Source organism: Rhizobium sp. SVR5-9E, assembly GCF_056755095.1.
On sequence record NZ_JBNDHS010000058.1, the window covers coordinates 26,127 to 40,589 of the forward strand.

The window sequence follows — 14,463 nt, forward strand, 5'->3', positions numbered from 1 at the left end:
TGTCTGCCTTCAGGAACTGAAGGCGCCTGACGAGAAGTTTCCCCACCGCGAGATCGAGCGCGCCGGGTACGGCGCCATCTGGCACGGTCAGAAGTCCTGGACCGGCGTGGCGATCCTCGCCCGCGATCAGGAGCCGCGGGAAACGCGGCGCGGGCTGCCAGACGATCAACAGTCACAGCCGCTATATCGAGGCCGCCATCGACGGCATCGTCATCGGCTGCCTCTATTTGCCAAAGGGTAATCCAGCGCCCGGGCCGAAGTTCGATTATAAACTTCGCTGGTTCGAGCGCCTGCATTCCTAGCCGCCGAGCTGTTCGAACTCGATGTGCCTGTCGCCCTGGTCGGCGATTCAACGTCATGCCGACAGACCTCGACGTCTACGCGCCCGAGCGTTGGCGCGAGGATGCCCTGTTCCGCCCGGAGGTCCGGGCCGCGTACGCCGAGCTCATTGCCATGGGGTGGGCGGATGCCATCCGGCTGCTGCATCCCGAAGACCGGATCTACACGTTCTGGAGGTATTTCCGCAACGCCTTCGCCCGAGACGCCGGCCTTCGCATCGACCATTTCCTGCTCAGCCCGTCACCGCGCGAACGGCTGTTAGCATGCGGCGTCGATAAGTTTGCGCGTGCATGGGAGCACACCAGCGACCATGCCCCGGTGTGGATTGAACTGGATGACGGATAACATATCTCAAACGAGACGCGCCGCGATCATCACCAGGCGCCTCGGCCTTGCGACGGTGTCTGCGGACGAAATCAGAGGAGTGACGTAATGCCCGCTCAACAAGAATTCGACGCCGCAGATTTCGCGGATCGTCTGGCAGCGATGACGGACGAGGAAGTATTCGCCCTGATGGAGAAGCTCGAAGAGACAAGCGAGAGCATTCGTCCCGAAGATCGCAACGAAAGCGATGTCTTCGCTCAGATCGCCATGGTCGAGACCGCCATTGAGGATCGATTCCCCGGCCAGCTTCTGGCGCCATATAAGGACTGGCAGCAGCGGCGGACAGATATCTGAGGAGCGTTCATCGTGACAGAAAGACCCGACAACGCCGAACGATTGTTTCAGCATCTCGATGATCTTGTCGTCGAGATCATCAACCGGTTTGCGAGTGAAGGTAACGGAAAGGTAACGGTGATCGAGACCTCAGGAGGTCATCGCAAAGCGGCGACTTGCCTATGACCGCGATCCCGATCCAGCCGAAGACGAGGTCGAGGAGCCATCGAACGACTGGCCGTTAGCCGACACGACCGTGACGCGATCGGAAGGTTAGCGCACATGCTGCAAGCCAGCAATCGTCTTGACCCACGAAAAACATAAAGAGCCTTACCCGGACACAGCGGGAAGCAATGACAGTGATCGCCTTTTTCAGACGCCATCGAAAGGTGGCAATAGGCAGGCTCGTGGGTGACAAGCGGCTCTTGGAGAAAGTCGTTGAGCGCCTGGAAATGATGGAGCTGGTGGAACAGAATTTTATCGGAGGTCAGCCAAGGCTGCAGCTGACGATCGAGCCATCGAGGCAAAACTTCGGTAGTCTTTTCACGAAGGCTGGACTTGTCCCACCGGGCGCAATTCTCGGACTGCGTCCGCAACGTCGTGGGTGCTTCTCCGCCGACAGGAAGCGGGTCGCGCCGTAGCCGCGAAGGAACGGTACGATGCAGCGGTGCCCTGAGGCGGCGAGATTGCTTGCCACCTCGTCATCCGCATGCGCGTCCTAGGAGAATCCATGAAGCAGGATCGTCGGGACACCTTCTGCCGGGCCGAGTTCGAAGTATGCAATATCGAGCACACCAGCGCGCACGTGCTTCAAATCTGGATCCTTAAACATGGTTATCCTGCAGGCCGATTAATCATGCAACGCCCTTGCCGCCGGTAACGCCGTACACCTCGCCGTTGATGAAGCTGGCTTCCTGCGAGGCGAGGAGCACGAAGACAGGAGCAAGTTCGACAGGCTGGCCGGGTCGACCAAAGTCGCTGTCCTTGCCGAAGTTCTTCACCTTCTCGTCAGGCTGACCGCCGCTTGGCTGAAGCACCGTCCAGACGGGGCCGGGTGCCACGACATTGGCGCGGATGCCGCGCTCGATCAACTGCTTGGCGAGCGCCTTGGTATAGGCCACGATACCCGCCTTCGTCGTCGCGTAATCGAGCAGGATCGGCGACGGCTGATAGGCCTGGATGGAGGCGGTCGTAATCACAGCGGATCCTGCCGGCATATGCGGCACGGCGGCTTGGGCAATCCAATGCAGCGCGTAGAGGTTGGTCTTCATGGTCTTGTCGAAATCGTCCGTCGACAGCTCCTCGATGTTCTCGCGGTATTGTTGACGGCCGGCATTGATCACCAGGATGTCGAGGCCGCCCAGATCAGACATGGCCTTTTCGACCAGCTCACGGCACCACGCCTCTTCCTTGATGTCGCCGGGAAGCGCGACTGCCTTTCGGCCCTCCGCCTCGATCAACCGGATCACCTCTTTCGCATCCGCTTCCTCTTCCGGAAGGTAAGAGATCGCGACATCCGCACCTTCGCGGGCAAAAGCGATCGCCGCGGCGCGGCCGATCCCGGAATCGCCGCCGGTGACGAGCGCCTTCCGAGCTTGGAGCTTGCCGGAGCCCCGATAGCTTTCTTCGCCGTGGTCCGGTGCGGGGTCCATCTTGCGGGCAAGCCCGGGAGCGGCTTGCGGCTGGTCGGGGAACGGAGGCGCGGGATATAAGTTGCGTGGGTCGTTCAGAGAGGCTTTGTCGTTCATCATCACACCAAGTTCTGTTTTGGGCTGATTGGATCGTGGCAATTCGCGAACGCGGCTTGGGGATGTTTGTTCCTGGATCGCAACGCCGGGGAACTATCCGCGCAAGGATTCGTTCGTTTTGATCATCAACCAAGGAGGAAGCATCATGCCCCGAGGTGACAAATCGAAATACACGGACAAGCAGGAACGTAAGGCAGATCACATCGCCGAAAGCTATGAGGACCGCGGCGTTTCGGAGAAAGAGGCCGAGCGTCGCGCCTGGGCGACCGTCAACAAGGACGACGGCGGCGGCAAGAAGGCCGGCGGATCCGGGCAAGGAAAGCATACCGGTCACCCCGCCGCCCATAAGGGTGGCGAGAAGGGTGGAAAGGCCGCTGCATCTCGATCTGCTGCCGATCGCTCGGCATCGGCGAAGAAGGCTGCAGCAACCCGGAAACGCAATGCAGAACACGCGCATCATTAGATTGCCGTGCTGACACCGGGGCCCGTCGCTGGCACCTCTCGATCAGCCGATATCCCGGTGATCGAATAGCGAAGCTGATCGACAGGCGGGATGGAATGCTCCCATTCGCTACGCGCAGGTTCCGAGAGCACGTGGGCAGAGCCGGGTTCGGCAATCACCGAGATGCGCTCCCATCGCTCTCCGGCACCGCGCGTAAGCCTGAAGGTGCAGGGCGACAACAGAGAAACCCCGACAATCCGCCCGAAGACCTTTTTGTCTCGGTGCCAGCCGATCGGCGCACCGGGTGCATATTCGGTGATGAGAGCCTGCTGCAGTTTATCCGGCGCGATGCCGGCAACGGTGCGGCCGCTGGTGTTTTGTGCGGTGCGGCGGAAGGCCCGCCTCCAAAAGAGGCGAGCCCGAAGGCTTATCAGCGACTATATGGACGCTATTCGCGCGGCGCGCGGCGGCTGCCATCTTCCAGGCTGCCACGACGGCCGGCATCCCCGCCTCGAGACAAGCCGCCATGAACGCCTCCAGGGCAATGACGGCGGGCACGATACCGTTCAGCGCTCCACGGCAAGTTTTTACGGCGCGCTCGTGACGCTCACCGTGGCGCAGAGGCCATTCGTTTTCCAAAAAGTCGAGCGCGTCATAAACGCCTGTGAACGTGCGCTCCAATCCGCACTGCAGTCGGATCGTCGCCGGAGGGGTCCATGGAACATCATTGAGCGGCATTTTCTTCCTCCTTCCAATGCCACGAGTCTTCTCCTCGGAATGATATTGTAAGAGCAAGCCGCCGTTTCGTCTTCAGCGGCTGGTGGCAATCGATTTGGTTTTGGAAATTTCCGATTCAAGAGCTGCTGCGAGAAAAAATTGCTTGTTCTCGCAGACAAAAGGGTTTCCATGCTGCATGCAGCGGACAAATCGTCGGCTCCCCATTTTTCAAAGTCATCATCTCCGCATAGCCAAGAGGTGACAATGGATCCTAAGTCGATCCCGTTACATCGCCAGAAAGCGGGACGATGGAACGGGAGTATCCTCGACAGCCACACCGGCCGCCGAATTCGGCGGATAGTTCTCGATTAAAGCTTCGCGGTGGTCATTCCTTCATCACATACGGTCGGGGCAAGCTCAGTGCACGGCATGGCTGACCAAACGGAAAGGATGGACGGGTTGAACTGCGAGATCATGGCCGTCGCCTGCAGCAGCACGCGCTCGGCATTCTGCACATCGTCACGGGCCAGTTCGTCGGCATTGACGCGAATTGCCTGCGCCATGTTCGCCGAAAGTGCGGCGAAGTGGCGGTTGCCTTCGACATAGGCCTCGCGTGCGGTACCCTCCAGGGCACGCGCAATATCGGCAAAAACCTCTTCCCGTTCCTCAATGCTGAGGTCTTTGATAATTTTGATCTTCTCTTCCATATCGGTCTCACTCTGAACAGACGCGCGATGCTGACCGAGCTCATCAAGCCTCGGCGGCGAAAGAGCTAGGAAGAGAAAAATTCTGTTTCAAGACCTCAGTGAAGCCTGAACTCGCCCTCGACACGGCGCCATTCGTTCGGTCCCATCAGACGCTGATGGGTATAGCGGACGGAATGCAGCGGCCCGTCGAGGCTTTCCTGCCAGAAATCCAGGAACTTGTGCATCTCGGGAAAATCGGGAGCCAGATCGTAGTCCTGCCAGACATAGATCTGCAGAACGGATTCGAAATCTGACGCTCCAGATCCGATGAAAATTGCATGCTTCATCTCCGTTTCATGACACTCCGAAGGTGGCGCAAAATTTAGCCGCCATCAACGGATTTTTTTAACGCAGAACACCAGTTTGTTGTTCCTTTGTAGCAGGTTAGCAGCCATGTAGCGTGAGTGCTAATTTTTTGGTTCGCCCTCTTGAAATCGAAAAACCACAAAAATAAATTTTTCGCACGAACGCTCGAGTGAGGTTCGCACCCGCCCGGACTGGTCATCCGGTCCGGCTCGGGGATCAGCGTCATTTTCTTGTCCATTGGAGGAAAACATGTCGTTCCGACCGCTTCATGATCGCATTCTCGTCCGCCGGGTCGATTCCGAAGAAAAGACCAAAGGCGGCATCATCATGCCGATCCGGCCCTGCCCGCTGGCGCCGGCATGGACTACCAAGCTATCGAGACAGGCTCGCCTCACCGCCTGGGGCGAGCCACTTGCGGAGTATATATGAGCTTACCGTCGAAAGAAGAGGCCCGCCTGTGCGCCAGCGTCGTTAAAGGGATTGCCGGAGCAACAAGGATTACGGGCGACCCAACCTCTATCGGAGCGCTGACGACAACGGTCGCCAGACTGTTTAACAGGGGCGTGCGAGACCGCGACCTGCTTTTGTCAGAGGCGATGAGAAATCGCCGCCATACCGGTGGCTCGTGAAGAGCGTGGCGCGCTCCTTTGGCGAGCTGCGGAAAATGAACCCAGGTACCATCGATTTATCTATGGAGCCAGAAGATGAGAGAGGACATCAATAACCGTAAAACCAACTACGGCGCCGCAGCAGCGCTGAGCGCCGGGCATCTGCTTCAGCCGGCCGAACATTTCGGTCACCCTCGTGACGTGCTTGCGGCCGACCACATTGGCGATGACGAGAAGCGAGCTATTCTCGCATCCTGGGCGTCCGACATCTTCGCCATCGAGTCCATTCCGGCTCTTCGTCTTTATCCTGGTACGGATAAAGCCGTCTCCTATGATGAGATCATTGAAGCGCTGAAAACCTTGGACAAGCACTATCAGCAATCTGGAGAGCAAGGCTCTGCCAGTTCTTTCAATGTCCGCAGAGCCCATCGCCGTAGACCAGAAATGCGCCGGTTTGGCGGCTTTGGCCTGTGCAACTACCGGAAAGGAGATCGCCGCCGCCTGCCGTTCGAGACATAACTGCGGCTAACCTACCGCGTGCCTATTGAGGACGCGGGCATGATTTTCGACGACTCTTTGCTCGATTGAGGAGGTTTTGCCGATGAAGATCGCTCAGATCGCACCACTCGCCGAAAGCGTTCCGCCCAAGCTTTATGGGGGAACGGAGCGCATTGTTTGCTATCTCACCGAAGAACTTGTCGCCCAAGGCCATGAGGTCACTCTTTTTGCCAGCGGCGACTCCGTCACCAACGCCAAGCTGGTGGCGTGCTCGGACGTCGCGCTCAGGCTCAACCCGGCTGTCAGGGATCACCTGCCGCATCAGGTCGTGATGCTGGAGGAGATCCGCCGGCGGGCGCACGAATTTGATGTGCTGCACTTCCATATCGATCTCCTGCATTTCCCGCTGATCGGAGACTTTGCCGATCGCACGGTCACGACGCTGCACGGCCGGCTCGACCTGCCGGACCTCAAGCCCTTCTACAAGGCTTTTCCCGATATTCCGCTTGTCTCGATCTCCAACGACCAGCGCCGCCCGATGCCGCCGGTCAACTGGTCGGGAACGGTCTACCATGGCCTACCGGTCGACCTGCTGCCATTCACTGAAAAACCCAAGGGCAAATATCTCGCCTTCCTCGGACGGATATCGCCGGAAAAGCGGCCGGATCGCGCCATTCAGATTGCTGCTAAAGCAGGGATGCCGCTGAAGATCGCTGCGAAGATTGACAATGCCGACAGGGCATACTGGGAAACGGTGATCGAGCCCCTGGTGAAGAGCCATCCAAACGTGGAATTCGTCGGCGAGATCAATGAACATCAGAAGGCGGAGTTTCTCGGCAATGCGGGTGCGCTACTCTTCCCGATCGACTGGCCAGAACCGTTCGGGCTGGTAATGATCGAGGCTATGGCATGCGGCACCCCCGTTATTGCGTTCGGCTGCGGTTCCGTGCCGGAAGTGGTCGACGCCGGTGCCTCCGGTATCATCGTCGATACAGTCAGCGAAGCCGTGGAAAACGTCGGATGGGCGCTGCGTATGGATCGTCGCAAGGTTCGTGAGACGTTCGAAAAGCGCTTTTCTGCAAAACGCATGGCGCGCGACTACCTCGATATCTACCGCTCCCTGCCAGGTGTTCGCACTCATGCGGCACGCATGCGCCGATCCAACGGGGCTGCTGCCGGCCTGCAGGTCGTCGCATAGGGAGAGGTCATGTCGAGCGCGATAACAAGCATTAACGGCACATCGGGGACGCCAGCGCAGTCGCCGCTTGCTCAGTTCTTCATTCCGGCCACCGCTTCGCTGCAGGAGCGGCGGCCGCGCACGCTGAAGCACGGCGATACCTTCGCTGTCTTCGACCACAACGGTGACGCGCTTTCCGGGCCCGGAAGCCCGGAAGGCCTCTTCCACCGCGATACCCGATATCTCTCACATCTCTATCTGACGATCAACGGCGAGCGACCGATGTTGTTGTCGTCGACACTGCGAGACGACAATGCCACACTGACATGCGATCTGACCAATCCTGATATCTTCGATGAGAAGGGCAAGTTCATGCTTGGCCATGATCTCATTCACATTCGCAGGACCCGACTTCTCTGGAACCAGTGTTGCCATGAACGCTTGGCGGTCAGGAACTATGACGACCGGCGGCAGCACGTTCGCATCGAAATCTCCTTCGGAGCCGATTTCGCAGATCTCTTCGAGGTTCGCGGCACCGCAAGAGCACGCAAAGGACGCCATCTTCCCGCCGTCATAGAGCGGGATTCGATCGTTCTTTCCTACACCGGCCTCGATGACCGGAAGCGATCCGCCCGCCTGTCCTTCGATCCACAACCCGACGACGTCCGCAGCGATCTTGTCGCCTACAATCTGCATCTTGAGCCGCATGAGACAAGATCGCTCTTCCTGCAAATTGGCTGCGACCAGACCGATGGCGACCCAAGCCATCGTTCCTTCTTCTTGGCGCTGCGCGATGCCCGCCGCGCGTTGCGCGCCTCTTCCTCGCGTGTCGTGTCTATCGCGACATCCAACGAGATCTTCAACGAAATGGCCCGTCGCAGTGTTTCGGACCTCTACATGCTGATCACCGATAAGCCGGAAGGACCATATCCCTATGCCGGTATTCCCTGGTTCAGCACAGTGTTCGGCCGTGACGCGCTGATCACCGCGCTTGAAACCCTTTGGTTCGATCCGTACATCGCCCGCGGCGTCCTTGGGCATGTGGCAGCCAATCAGGCGACCGAGATCGATCCCGCCTCCGATGCCGAGCCGGGCAAGATCCTGCACGAGGTGCGTTACGGCGAGATGGCCGAGCTTGGCGAGGTTCCCTTCCGGCGCTATTACGGCAGCATCGATTCGACGCCGCTGTTTGTGATGCTGGCCGGTGAATACCTCGGCCGGACCGGTGATCTATCGACCATCGACCGGCTGCTGCCACATATCGACGCGGCGCTGACATGGATAGACGAGCACGGCGACCGCGATGGTGACGGGTTTGTCGAATACGGGCGGCAGACGGACGAAGGCCTGATCAATCAAGCGTGGAAGGACAGTCACGACTCCGTCTTCCATGCGAACGGAACGCTTGCCCGAGGGCCGATTGCGATCGCTGAAGTCCAGGCTTATGTCTATGGCGCTTGGAAGGCCGCAGCGGACATCTTCCTCCGGCTTGGCCGGCTGGAACGGGCGGCAAAGTTCCTTGCGCGGGCTGAGGGCCTACGTCGTGCTTTCGATACGAGCTTCTTTGACGAGGCCCTCGGCACCTATGTGCTGGCGCTCGACGGAGACAAGCGACCCTGCCAGGTCCGATCCTCGAACGCCGGCCATGCGCTGTTTACCGGCATCGCCTATCCGGAACGAGCCGCACAGGTCTCCCGCACGCTGATGAGTGCCTCGTCTTTCTGTGGATGGGGCATCCGCACCGTGCCTTCCACTGAGATACGCTACAATCCCATGAGTTATCATAACGGTTCGATCTGGCCGCATGACAATGCCCTGATCGCCAGCGGCCTTGCCCGCTATGGCTACCGGACGGAAGCGGCGCGGATATTCGAGGGCCTGTTTGCCGCCTCGACCTATATCGACCTGCGCCGCCTTCCGGAACTCTTCTGCGGACTGCCGCGTCAGCGCGCACAGGGGCCGACCTTCTATCCGGTTGCATGCTCTCCACAGGCGTGGGCAGCCGCGGCGCCACTCTTCCTGCTACAATCCTGCGTGGGCCTCGCCTTCGATCCGAATGCCCTGCACATCAGTTTCAACCAGCCGCAATTGCCTTCTTTTCTTGACGAGGTGACCCTGCGGCGCCTGCAGATCGGCAATGGCGCCGCTGATGTCACCGTCCGCCGATCCGGTCGCCATGTCGTGGTCGACGTCATCGATCGCCGAGGCGACGTTCGGGTGCTGACGACGGTATAGGCGAGGCAACCCCTCAAGGAGGCAGGGGCGCCTGCCTTAGCTATTCCAACTCCTCCTCGTCCGAAAACAACAGGTCAACCAGGGCGACGGTCCTGCCGATCGGCAGACGCCGCCCTTCGCCCATCAAGGCTTCGTCGTTGTTAGCCCACGCAAATGCCTCAGCGAGTTCAGCCTGCGTCGCACCTGTCGCCTGACCTCCGCCACCAGAATTTCATCGACAGGCCCAAGAATGGCGATGACGTCGTCTGAAGTCATTGTCGTAGCCATTTGCGCCTCTCTTTGCCTCGGCTCAAATATGGTGGCGTCTCGGAGAAATTCAATTTTTTCACCGAGGAAATTCACTCCCCTTGAAACACTAACTCCCTGAATTATATCAATATTGTTCGATTGCCCAATGGGAATCGACAAGTCCAGGAAGCGGCCAAGTGCTCTTGGCGTCTCCTTGTGTCCATGTTGCTTATAAGGAGGATATGGCTATGAGGACAAACCTCGATTTTTCTCCCCTGTTCCGGTCGAGCGTCGGTTTCGACCGGATACTGAATGCGCTCGAAACTGCAAGCCGTGTCGAGTCGATCGACAACTGGCCGCCCTACGACATCGTCAAGTCCGGTGAGGACGATTACCGCATTGCTATGGCAGTGGCGGGCTTCTCGCAGGACGAACTGACGATTACCCAGGAGCAGAACATGCTCGTCGTATCGGGCCAGAAGGCGAATGCTGAAGATGTGCAGTATCTGCATCGCGGCATCGCCGGCCGCTCGTTCCAGCGCCGGTTCGAGCTCGCCGACCACGTCAAGGTCGTGGGCGCCGGGCTTGTCAATGGTCTTCTGACCATCGACCTCAAGCGCGAAATCCCGGAAGAGATGAAGCCGCGCAAGATCGAGATCGCAACCGATACGCTGCCCATGACTCAGACGAAGCAGATCGAGGCCGAGAAGCAGGCGGCTTAAGGCTTCCACCACAATAAGCGCACTGGCGCCGGGCTAGGCTCGGCCCAGCAGTGAAGCTTTGCCAAGCGAACCATCAGAAAGGAGAAAATCATGAGTATGCGTGATTTGATTCCCTGGGGCCGCGACAACGGTGACCAGGTTCCAAGTGTCCTGCGCGACGACGACCGTGATCCCTTCCTGTCGTTGCACCGCGAGGTGAACCGCCTGTTCGACGACGTCTTCCGCGGCTTTGGCTCTGGCCTACAATCCTTCGGCAGCGGCTCCAGCTTTAGTGCCGGCTGGCCGAGCGTGGAGATCTCCGACACCGACAAGGAGATCAAGGTGACCGCCGAAGTGCCCGGCCTTGAAGAGAAGGACATCGAGGTCCTGCTCAATGACGGTGTGTTGACGTTGAAGGGCGAGAAGCGCTCCGAGACCGAAGACAAGGATCGCCAGTTTACCGAGCGCTATTACGGCCGCTTCGAGCGCCGCATCTCGCTCGGCGTCGAGGTCAGGGACGATCAGGTCGATGCCCGCTTCAAGAACGGTGTGTTGACGGTGACCTTGCCGAAGAGCGAGAAGGCGCAATCGCAGGTCAAGCGCACCGCCATCAAGAACTAATCGAACCACTCAACCAGGCGGCCGGCCCGATAGCGGCCGCCAGTGACCTTCGCCAAAGGGAGGGATGAACGATGGAGATTGCAAGAGATTTACACCACGAAACCAACACGCCGACGTCTGCTGGCATACCGGAGAACAAGCGACCGTCGCTAAACGAGGTCGAGCAGGCGCTGCTCGCGCTCGAACGCGATGTCGAGCGGCGGAATTTCCACGGTGCGATCGATCGAAACGCCGCGTGAGGTTCAACCATGGATCCATATGTCGTCTTCGATTGCGAAAGGGTTCTTCCAAACAGGTTTGCGCTAACGCTTGCGGCAGCCGCACGCCGTCGCGCGCTCGCTCGTGGCGCTCAGCCGAGACTCAACGCCGCGGCGACTGGCATGAGCGACCTTGCGCTGCATGACATCGCGCAGGGCGTCTTCACCTCGGATGAACTCGGACTGGTTCTGACCGGATCGGGAGAAGCGACGCAGCTTGCCTGCCCCGATTCCAAAACTCCGCTTCGCGGCGGCGGCAACGACGCCGCTGCCTCACCCGCCTCTTCTCTCCAGGAGACGGTCCATTGATGATGCCAACCAACCGAAAGGAGGAATGAATCATGTTCAGATCCCTGTCTTCGGAAAACCGGACGGTATTCGATATCGTGAACATCGTTGCCGGTCTTGGTCTTCTTATCTCGCCATGGCTGCTTGGCTTCACAGCCGAGGCCTATGCAGGATGGAATGCCTGGATTGTCGGCGCGGCCATAGCCCTGGTCGCCGTCGCTGCGCTCTACGCCTTCTATGAGGCGGAGGAATGGGTGAACCTGGTGCTCGGCCTATGGGCCGTGGTCGCTCCGTGGGTCCTCGGCTTCACGGCTGTGACCGCAGCGATGTGGGCGCACGTGATTGCCGGCATTGTCGTCGCAGTACTGGCGGCTGGCAGCATCTGGTTCAGCCATAACCACCCGCTGTCCAGTGTCTAACTGAACCAGAACGGGTCCGGGCCGCCGGACCCGTTCTTCCTAGGAAACAATCAGATTCAAGGAGCAACCGATGTTCGATCTCGCCCCGAGGCTCCGTACGATTGCCGCTTCCACAGCCATCGCCGCCGGAGCCGTCCTGTTCACAATCAACCCGATCTTCGGGCAACCGACAGAGTCCACCACGGTTTCCGCCCACCTTCCGACCTTGGCGCCGATGCTTGAGCATGTGACGCCAGCCGTCGTCAACATCGCGGTAGTCTCGCGTTCGCCCGCCGAGAACAATCCGCTTTACAGCGACCCCAACTTTCGCCGCTTCTTCAATCTGCCGGAGCAGCAACCGCAAGCCAGGATGAGCGCCGGCTCGGGCGTCATCGTCGACGCCGCTAAAGGATATGTGCTGACCAATCATCATGTCGTCGATGCCGGGACGAAAATCTCCGTGACGCTGAAGGATGGACGTCAGCTGCCCGCAAAGCTCATCGGTAGCGACAAGGAGACCGACATCGCCTTGCTCCGGATCGACGCGAAAAACCTTACTGCGATCCAGATGGGCGATTCCGATGGCCTCAAGGTAGGCGACTACGTCGTCGCCATCGGCAACCCTTTTGGTCTCGGCCAGACGGTGACTTCCGGCATCGTCAGCGCGCTCGGGCGGAGCGGATTGAACATCGAAGGCTATGAGGACTTCATCCAGACCGACGCCTCGATCAACCCCGGCAATTCCGGGGGCGCGCTGGTGTCACTCGACGGCAAGCTCATCGGGGTCAATACAGCGATCCTCAGCCCCGCCGGCGCCAACGTCGGCATCGGCTTTGCAGTCCCCAGCAGCATGGCGGTGACGGTGATGAAGCAGTTGATCGCCCATGGCGAGGTCCAGCGCGGCAGGCTCGGCATCGGTATCCAAGACCTCGCGCCGGACGTTGCAGAGGCCCTCAAGCTCGGCGATCTGCGCGGCGCGCTGATTGCCAATGTCGAAGCCGGATCATCGGCCGAGCAGGCGGGATTGAAGACTGGCGATGTGGTGACGGCAATCGACGGACGTCCCGTGCATGGCTCGACCGATCTCAGGAATAGGATCGGCCTGACACCCGCTGGAACCAAGGTCCGGCTGGCCGTGAAGCGTGGCGACGAACAGCACGAGATCGACGTGACCATCGCCAGCTATGCTCCCGCGTCGGCTGATTTCGCAGGCACGCCCCTTGCCGGCGCGACGTTGCGGGATGCTACTGCTGCCGAATCCAATGCCGTAGGAACTTCGGGTGTGGTCATCGAGAGGGTTGCTGGAGAAAGCGCGGCCGATCGTTCCGGACTTCGCACGGGTGACATGATCGTAGCGGTCAACAGGGTGCCGGTCTCGTCGGTAGCAGAGCTGCGGAGTGCTCTCGGCACCAACGGAGCTACTACGGCCGTCGAACTTTTGCGCGACGGGGCTCATCTTCTATTGGTGATCCGATAACCCGCCAAGACATCGCAGGTATTTTAACTTTTGCGCTTTGGCGGCAGCGTCAACCATATATAAGCTGCCGCGACGCGATCAGTGAAGCCGAAACCATGTCAATAGACACAGCGAGCGTCAGGCACATTGCGCGTCTAGGGTCGGTCATCGCTCTGATAGCCCAAAGCGCTGAACCTGCTTCGACGCTTCATAGTCGCGCCTTGTTGACTCCTCCTAAGACAAGAACATAATAAGAACATACGGCGTCCCGGCCGGTAGCTAAACACTTTTAGGAATGGAGAACGGATATGCCCGGCAGCCGAACGAAGAAGAATTGGTGCAAGGCACCTATTGGACACCGCCTTGTGAAGTCACGATCAGCGACGCGCACCCACGTCTGCTTGCTGCGTTGAAGGCCGGGGCGGCAATCGAGCAGGTGCATCACCTCTTCGTTGCCGGCGCCTACGACATGGGTTCCGGAGCACCGATGGGTCAGTCGATAGCAACGCTGCTGGCCGACATCCGCACCTGAAACTTCAGCTTGCATTGACGGAAAGCGCGATTAGCCGCGGGATGGTTCGTGGCTGGTCGCCGAAGTACGACCGCTTAAACGTGAAGGCGCGACTAGACCCCAGCCGCCTTCCTTGTTTGACTTTACCCTTCACCAAGGAGGCGAAGCGTGAAGCAGAACCGGATTTCCACCATGCAGGAAGCCGATGGCAGCTGGACCATCATCGATCGTCGCACGGGAGAGCCGGCCGAAAAGTCAGGCTAGATAATGTCGCATGCGGTGTTGGGCATGGTCCAAATCCTCGAAATGATCGAAGACGCGCCGAAGAAGCTGCATTGAGGACAGCCAGTGATAGCGGAATTACTCGTCTGTACTTCATTGACGGCTGTCACGGCAATACCGTCCAGTGCGACGCTCAGAATATGCGACTGTTGGGGAAGGTGTTCCTTTCGTCTCGGGCATTGACACGCCGGAGATCGGATCGCACGGGAAGTGCATCACGAACGGAAGCTGGCGTGAGCGTATGTCAC

The 14,463-nt window shown here is 59.3% G+C and carries 15 protein-coding genes and 7 pseudogenes; 15 read left to right on the forward strand and 7 right to left on the reverse strand.

Features of this window, described 5'->3' with window-relative positions; translation table 11 throughout:
- Position 1: 1 nt before the first annotated feature.
- The 3 genes and pseudogenes from xth to ACPYOJ_RS22945 form a co-directional block, all read left to right on the forward strand.
- A pseudogene (xth, locus tag ACPYOJ_RS22935) lies at positions 2-684 on the forward strand (exodeoxyribonuclease III); the annotation flags it as partial.
- Positions 685-771: 87 nt separating this feature from the next.
- Entirely contained in the window at positions 772-1,017 is a 246-nt protein-coding gene (locus tag ACPYOJ_RS22940; protein WP_481418290.1) for a hypothetical protein, read from the forward strand.
- A 12-nt stretch (positions 1,018-1,029) separates the two neighbouring features.
- Positions 1,030-1,182, forward strand: a complete 153-nt coding sequence (locus ACPYOJ_RS22945) for a hypothetical protein (protein ID WP_481418291.1) — start codon at positions 1,030-1,032, stop codon at positions 1,180-1,182.
- 424 nt (positions 1,183-1,606) lie between these two features.
- Here ACPYOJ_RS22945 and ACPYOJ_RS22950 read toward each other — a convergent pair.
- Both ACPYOJ_RS22950 and ACPYOJ_RS22955 read right to left on the reverse strand, forming a co-directional pair.
- Positions 1,607-1,810 (reverse strand): annotated as a pseudogene (locus ACPYOJ_RS22950) (alpha/beta fold hydrolase); the annotation flags it as partial.
- Between the two features lie 40 nt (positions 1,811-1,850).
- Complete coding sequence (locus tag ACPYOJ_RS22955) at positions 1,851-2,744, reverse strand: SDR family oxidoreductase (protein WP_481418292.1); 894 nt, start codon at positions 2,742-2,744, stop codon at positions 1,851-1,853.
- Between the two features lie 145 nt (positions 2,745-2,889).
- Between ACPYOJ_RS22955 and ACPYOJ_RS22960 the strand changes: the two genes are divergently transcribed.
- Positions 2,890-3,207, forward strand: coding sequence for a plasmid stabilization protein (locus ACPYOJ_RS22960; RefSeq protein ID WP_481418293.1), 318 nt, complete (start codon positions 2,890-2,892; stop codon positions 3,205-3,207).
- Here ACPYOJ_RS22960 and ACPYOJ_RS22965 read toward each other — a convergent pair.
- From ACPYOJ_RS22965 to ACPYOJ_RS22980, 4 genes and pseudogenes are all read right to left on the reverse strand, one after another.
- A pseudogene (locus ACPYOJ_RS22965) lies at positions 3,204-3,542 on the reverse strand (alpha-ketoglutarate-dependent dioxygenase AlkB); the annotation flags it as partial. The gene ACPYOJ_RS22960 and the pseudogene ACPYOJ_RS22965 sit on opposite strands and share 4 nt — an antisense overlap.
- Before the next feature lie 76 nt (positions 3,543-3,618).
- A pseudogene (locus ACPYOJ_RS22970) lies at positions 3,619-3,924 on the reverse strand (DUF982 domain-containing protein); the annotation flags it as partial.
- A 396-nt stretch (positions 3,925-4,320) separates the two neighbouring features.
- A pseudogene (locus ACPYOJ_RS22975) lies at positions 4,321-4,610 on the reverse strand (hypothetical protein).
- A 95-nt stretch (positions 4,611-4,705) separates the two neighbouring features.
- A complete protein-coding gene (locus ACPYOJ_RS22980; RefSeq protein ID WP_481418294.1) occupies positions 4,706-4,936 on the reverse strand; it encodes an aspartate-semialdehyde dehydrogenase in 231 nt (76 codons plus the stop codon).
- A gap of 268 nt (positions 4,937-5,204) precedes the next feature.
- Between ACPYOJ_RS22980 and ACPYOJ_RS22985 the strand changes: the two are divergent.
- The 4 genes and pseudogenes from ACPYOJ_RS22985 to ACPYOJ_RS23000 form a co-directional block, all read left to right on the forward strand.
- A pseudogene (locus tag ACPYOJ_RS22985) lies at positions 5,205-5,288 on the forward strand (co-chaperone GroES); the annotation flags it as partial.
- 371 nt (positions 5,289-5,659) lie between these two features.
- Complete coding sequence (locus ACPYOJ_RS22990; protein ID WP_481418295.1) at positions 5,660-6,082, forward strand: hypothetical protein; 423 nt, start codon at positions 5,660-5,662, stop codon at positions 6,080-6,082.
- A gap of 82 nt (positions 6,083-6,164) precedes the next feature.
- Positions 6,165-7,259, forward strand: a complete 1,095-nt coding sequence (locus ACPYOJ_RS22995; RefSeq protein ID WP_481418296.1) for a glycosyltransferase family 4 protein — start codon at positions 6,165-6,167, stop codon at positions 7,257-7,259.
- Between the two features lie 9 nt (positions 7,260-7,268).
- The gene (locus tag ACPYOJ_RS23000) at positions 7,269-9,473 is read left to right on the forward strand and encodes an amylo-alpha-1,6-glucosidase (RefSeq protein ID WP_481418297.1); all 2,205 of its coding nucleotides are present in this window, start codon (positions 7,269-7,271) and stop codon (positions 9,471-9,473) included.
- A 40-nt stretch (positions 9,474-9,513) separates the two neighbouring features.
- Here ACPYOJ_RS23000 and ACPYOJ_RS23005 read toward each other — a convergent pair.
- A pseudogene (locus ACPYOJ_RS23005) lies at positions 9,514-9,740 on the reverse strand (hypothetical protein).
- Positions 9,741-9,949: 209 nt separating this feature from the next.
- Here ACPYOJ_RS23005 and ACPYOJ_RS23010 point away from each other — a divergent pair.
- The 7 genes from ACPYOJ_RS23010 (at position 9,950) to ACPYOJ_RS23040 (ending at position 13,954) form a co-directional block, all read left to right on the forward strand.
- Positions 9,950-10,423, forward strand: a complete 474-nt coding sequence (locus ACPYOJ_RS23010) for an Hsp20 family protein (protein WP_481418298.1) — start codon at positions 9,950-9,952, stop codon at positions 10,421-10,423.
- Positions 10,424-10,513: 90 nt separating this feature from the next.
- Positions 10,514-11,023, forward strand: a complete 510-nt coding sequence (locus ACPYOJ_RS23015) for an Hsp20/alpha crystallin family protein (protein WP_481418299.1) — start codon at positions 10,514-10,516, stop codon at positions 11,021-11,023.
- A gap of 71 nt (positions 11,024-11,094) precedes the next feature.
- Positions 11,095-11,262, forward strand: a complete 168-nt coding sequence (locus tag ACPYOJ_RS23020) for a hypothetical protein (RefSeq protein ID WP_481418300.1) — start codon at positions 11,095-11,097, stop codon at positions 11,260-11,262.
- A gap of 141 nt (positions 11,263-11,403) precedes the next feature.
- Entirely contained in the window at positions 11,404-11,589 is a 186-nt protein-coding gene (locus ACPYOJ_RS23025; protein WP_481418301.1) for a hypothetical protein, read from the forward strand.
- A 32-nt stretch (positions 11,590-11,621) separates the two neighbouring features.
- Positions 11,622-11,987 (forward strand): SPW repeat protein, encoded by a 366-nt coding sequence (locus ACPYOJ_RS23030; RefSeq protein WP_481418302.1) that lies wholly within the window; start codon positions 11,622-11,624, stop codon positions 11,985-11,987.
- 70 nt (positions 11,988-12,057) lie between these two features.
- A complete protein-coding gene (locus ACPYOJ_RS23035; RefSeq protein ID WP_481418303.1) occupies positions 12,058-13,443 on the forward strand; it encodes a DegQ family serine endoprotease in 1,386 nt (461 codons plus the stop codon).
- Positions 13,444-13,759: 316 nt separating this feature from the next.
- Positions 13,760-13,954, forward strand: coding sequence for a hypothetical protein (locus ACPYOJ_RS23040; RefSeq protein WP_481418304.1), 195 nt, complete (start codon positions 13,760-13,762; stop codon positions 13,952-13,954).
- Positions 13,955-14,463 lie beyond the last annotated feature (509 nt).

Excerpts from the sequence above, each read along its gene's own strand:
- ACPYOJ_RS22940 (WP_481418290.1), top strand. The coding sequence starts at position 772 with ATGCCCGCTCAACAAGAATTCGACGCCGCAGATTTCGCGGATCGTCTG.
- ACPYOJ_RS22955 (WP_481418292.1), bottom strand. The coding sequence starts at position 2,744 with ATGAACGACAAAGCCTCTCTGAACGACCCACGCAACTTATATCCCGCG.
- ACPYOJ_RS22960 (WP_481418293.1), top strand. The coding sequence starts at position 2,890 with ATGCCCCGAGGTGACAAATCGAAATACACGGACAAGCAGGAACGTAAG.
- ACPYOJ_RS22980 (WP_481418294.1), bottom strand. The coding sequence starts at position 4,936 with ATGAAGCATGCAATTTTCATCGGATCTGGAGCGTCAGATTTCGAATCC.
- ACPYOJ_RS22990 (WP_481418295.1), top strand. The coding sequence starts at position 5,660 with ATGAGAGAGGACATCAATAACCGTAAAACCAACTACGGCGCCGCAGCA.
- ACPYOJ_RS22995 (WP_481418296.1), top strand. The coding sequence starts at position 6,165 with ATGAAGATCGCTCAGATCGCACCACTCGCCGAAAGCGTTCCGCCCAAG.
- ACPYOJ_RS23000 (WP_481418297.1), top strand. The coding sequence starts at position 7,269 with ATGTCGAGCGCGATAACAAGCATTAACGGCACATCGGGGACGCCAGCG.
- ACPYOJ_RS23010 (WP_481418298.1), top strand. The coding sequence starts at position 9,950 with ATGAGGACAAACCTCGATTTTTCTCCCCTGTTCCGGTCGAGCGTCGGT.
- ACPYOJ_RS23015 (WP_481418299.1), top strand. The coding sequence starts at position 10,514 with ATGAGTATGCGTGATTTGATTCCCTGGGGCCGCGACAACGGTGACCAG.
- ACPYOJ_RS23020 (WP_481418300.1), top strand. The coding sequence starts at position 11,095 with ATGGAGATTGCAAGAGATTTACACCACGAAACCAACACGCCGACGTCT.
- ACPYOJ_RS23025 (WP_481418301.1), top strand. The coding sequence starts at position 11,404 with ATGAGCGACCTTGCGCTGCATGACATCGCGCAGGGCGTCTTCACCTCG.
- ACPYOJ_RS23030 (WP_481418302.1), top strand. The coding sequence starts at position 11,622 with ATGTTCAGATCCCTGTCTTCGGAAAACCGGACGGTATTCGATATCGTG.
- ACPYOJ_RS23035 (WP_481418303.1), top strand. The coding sequence starts at position 12,058 with ATGTTCGATCTCGCCCCGAGGCTCCGTACGATTGCCGCTTCCACAGCC.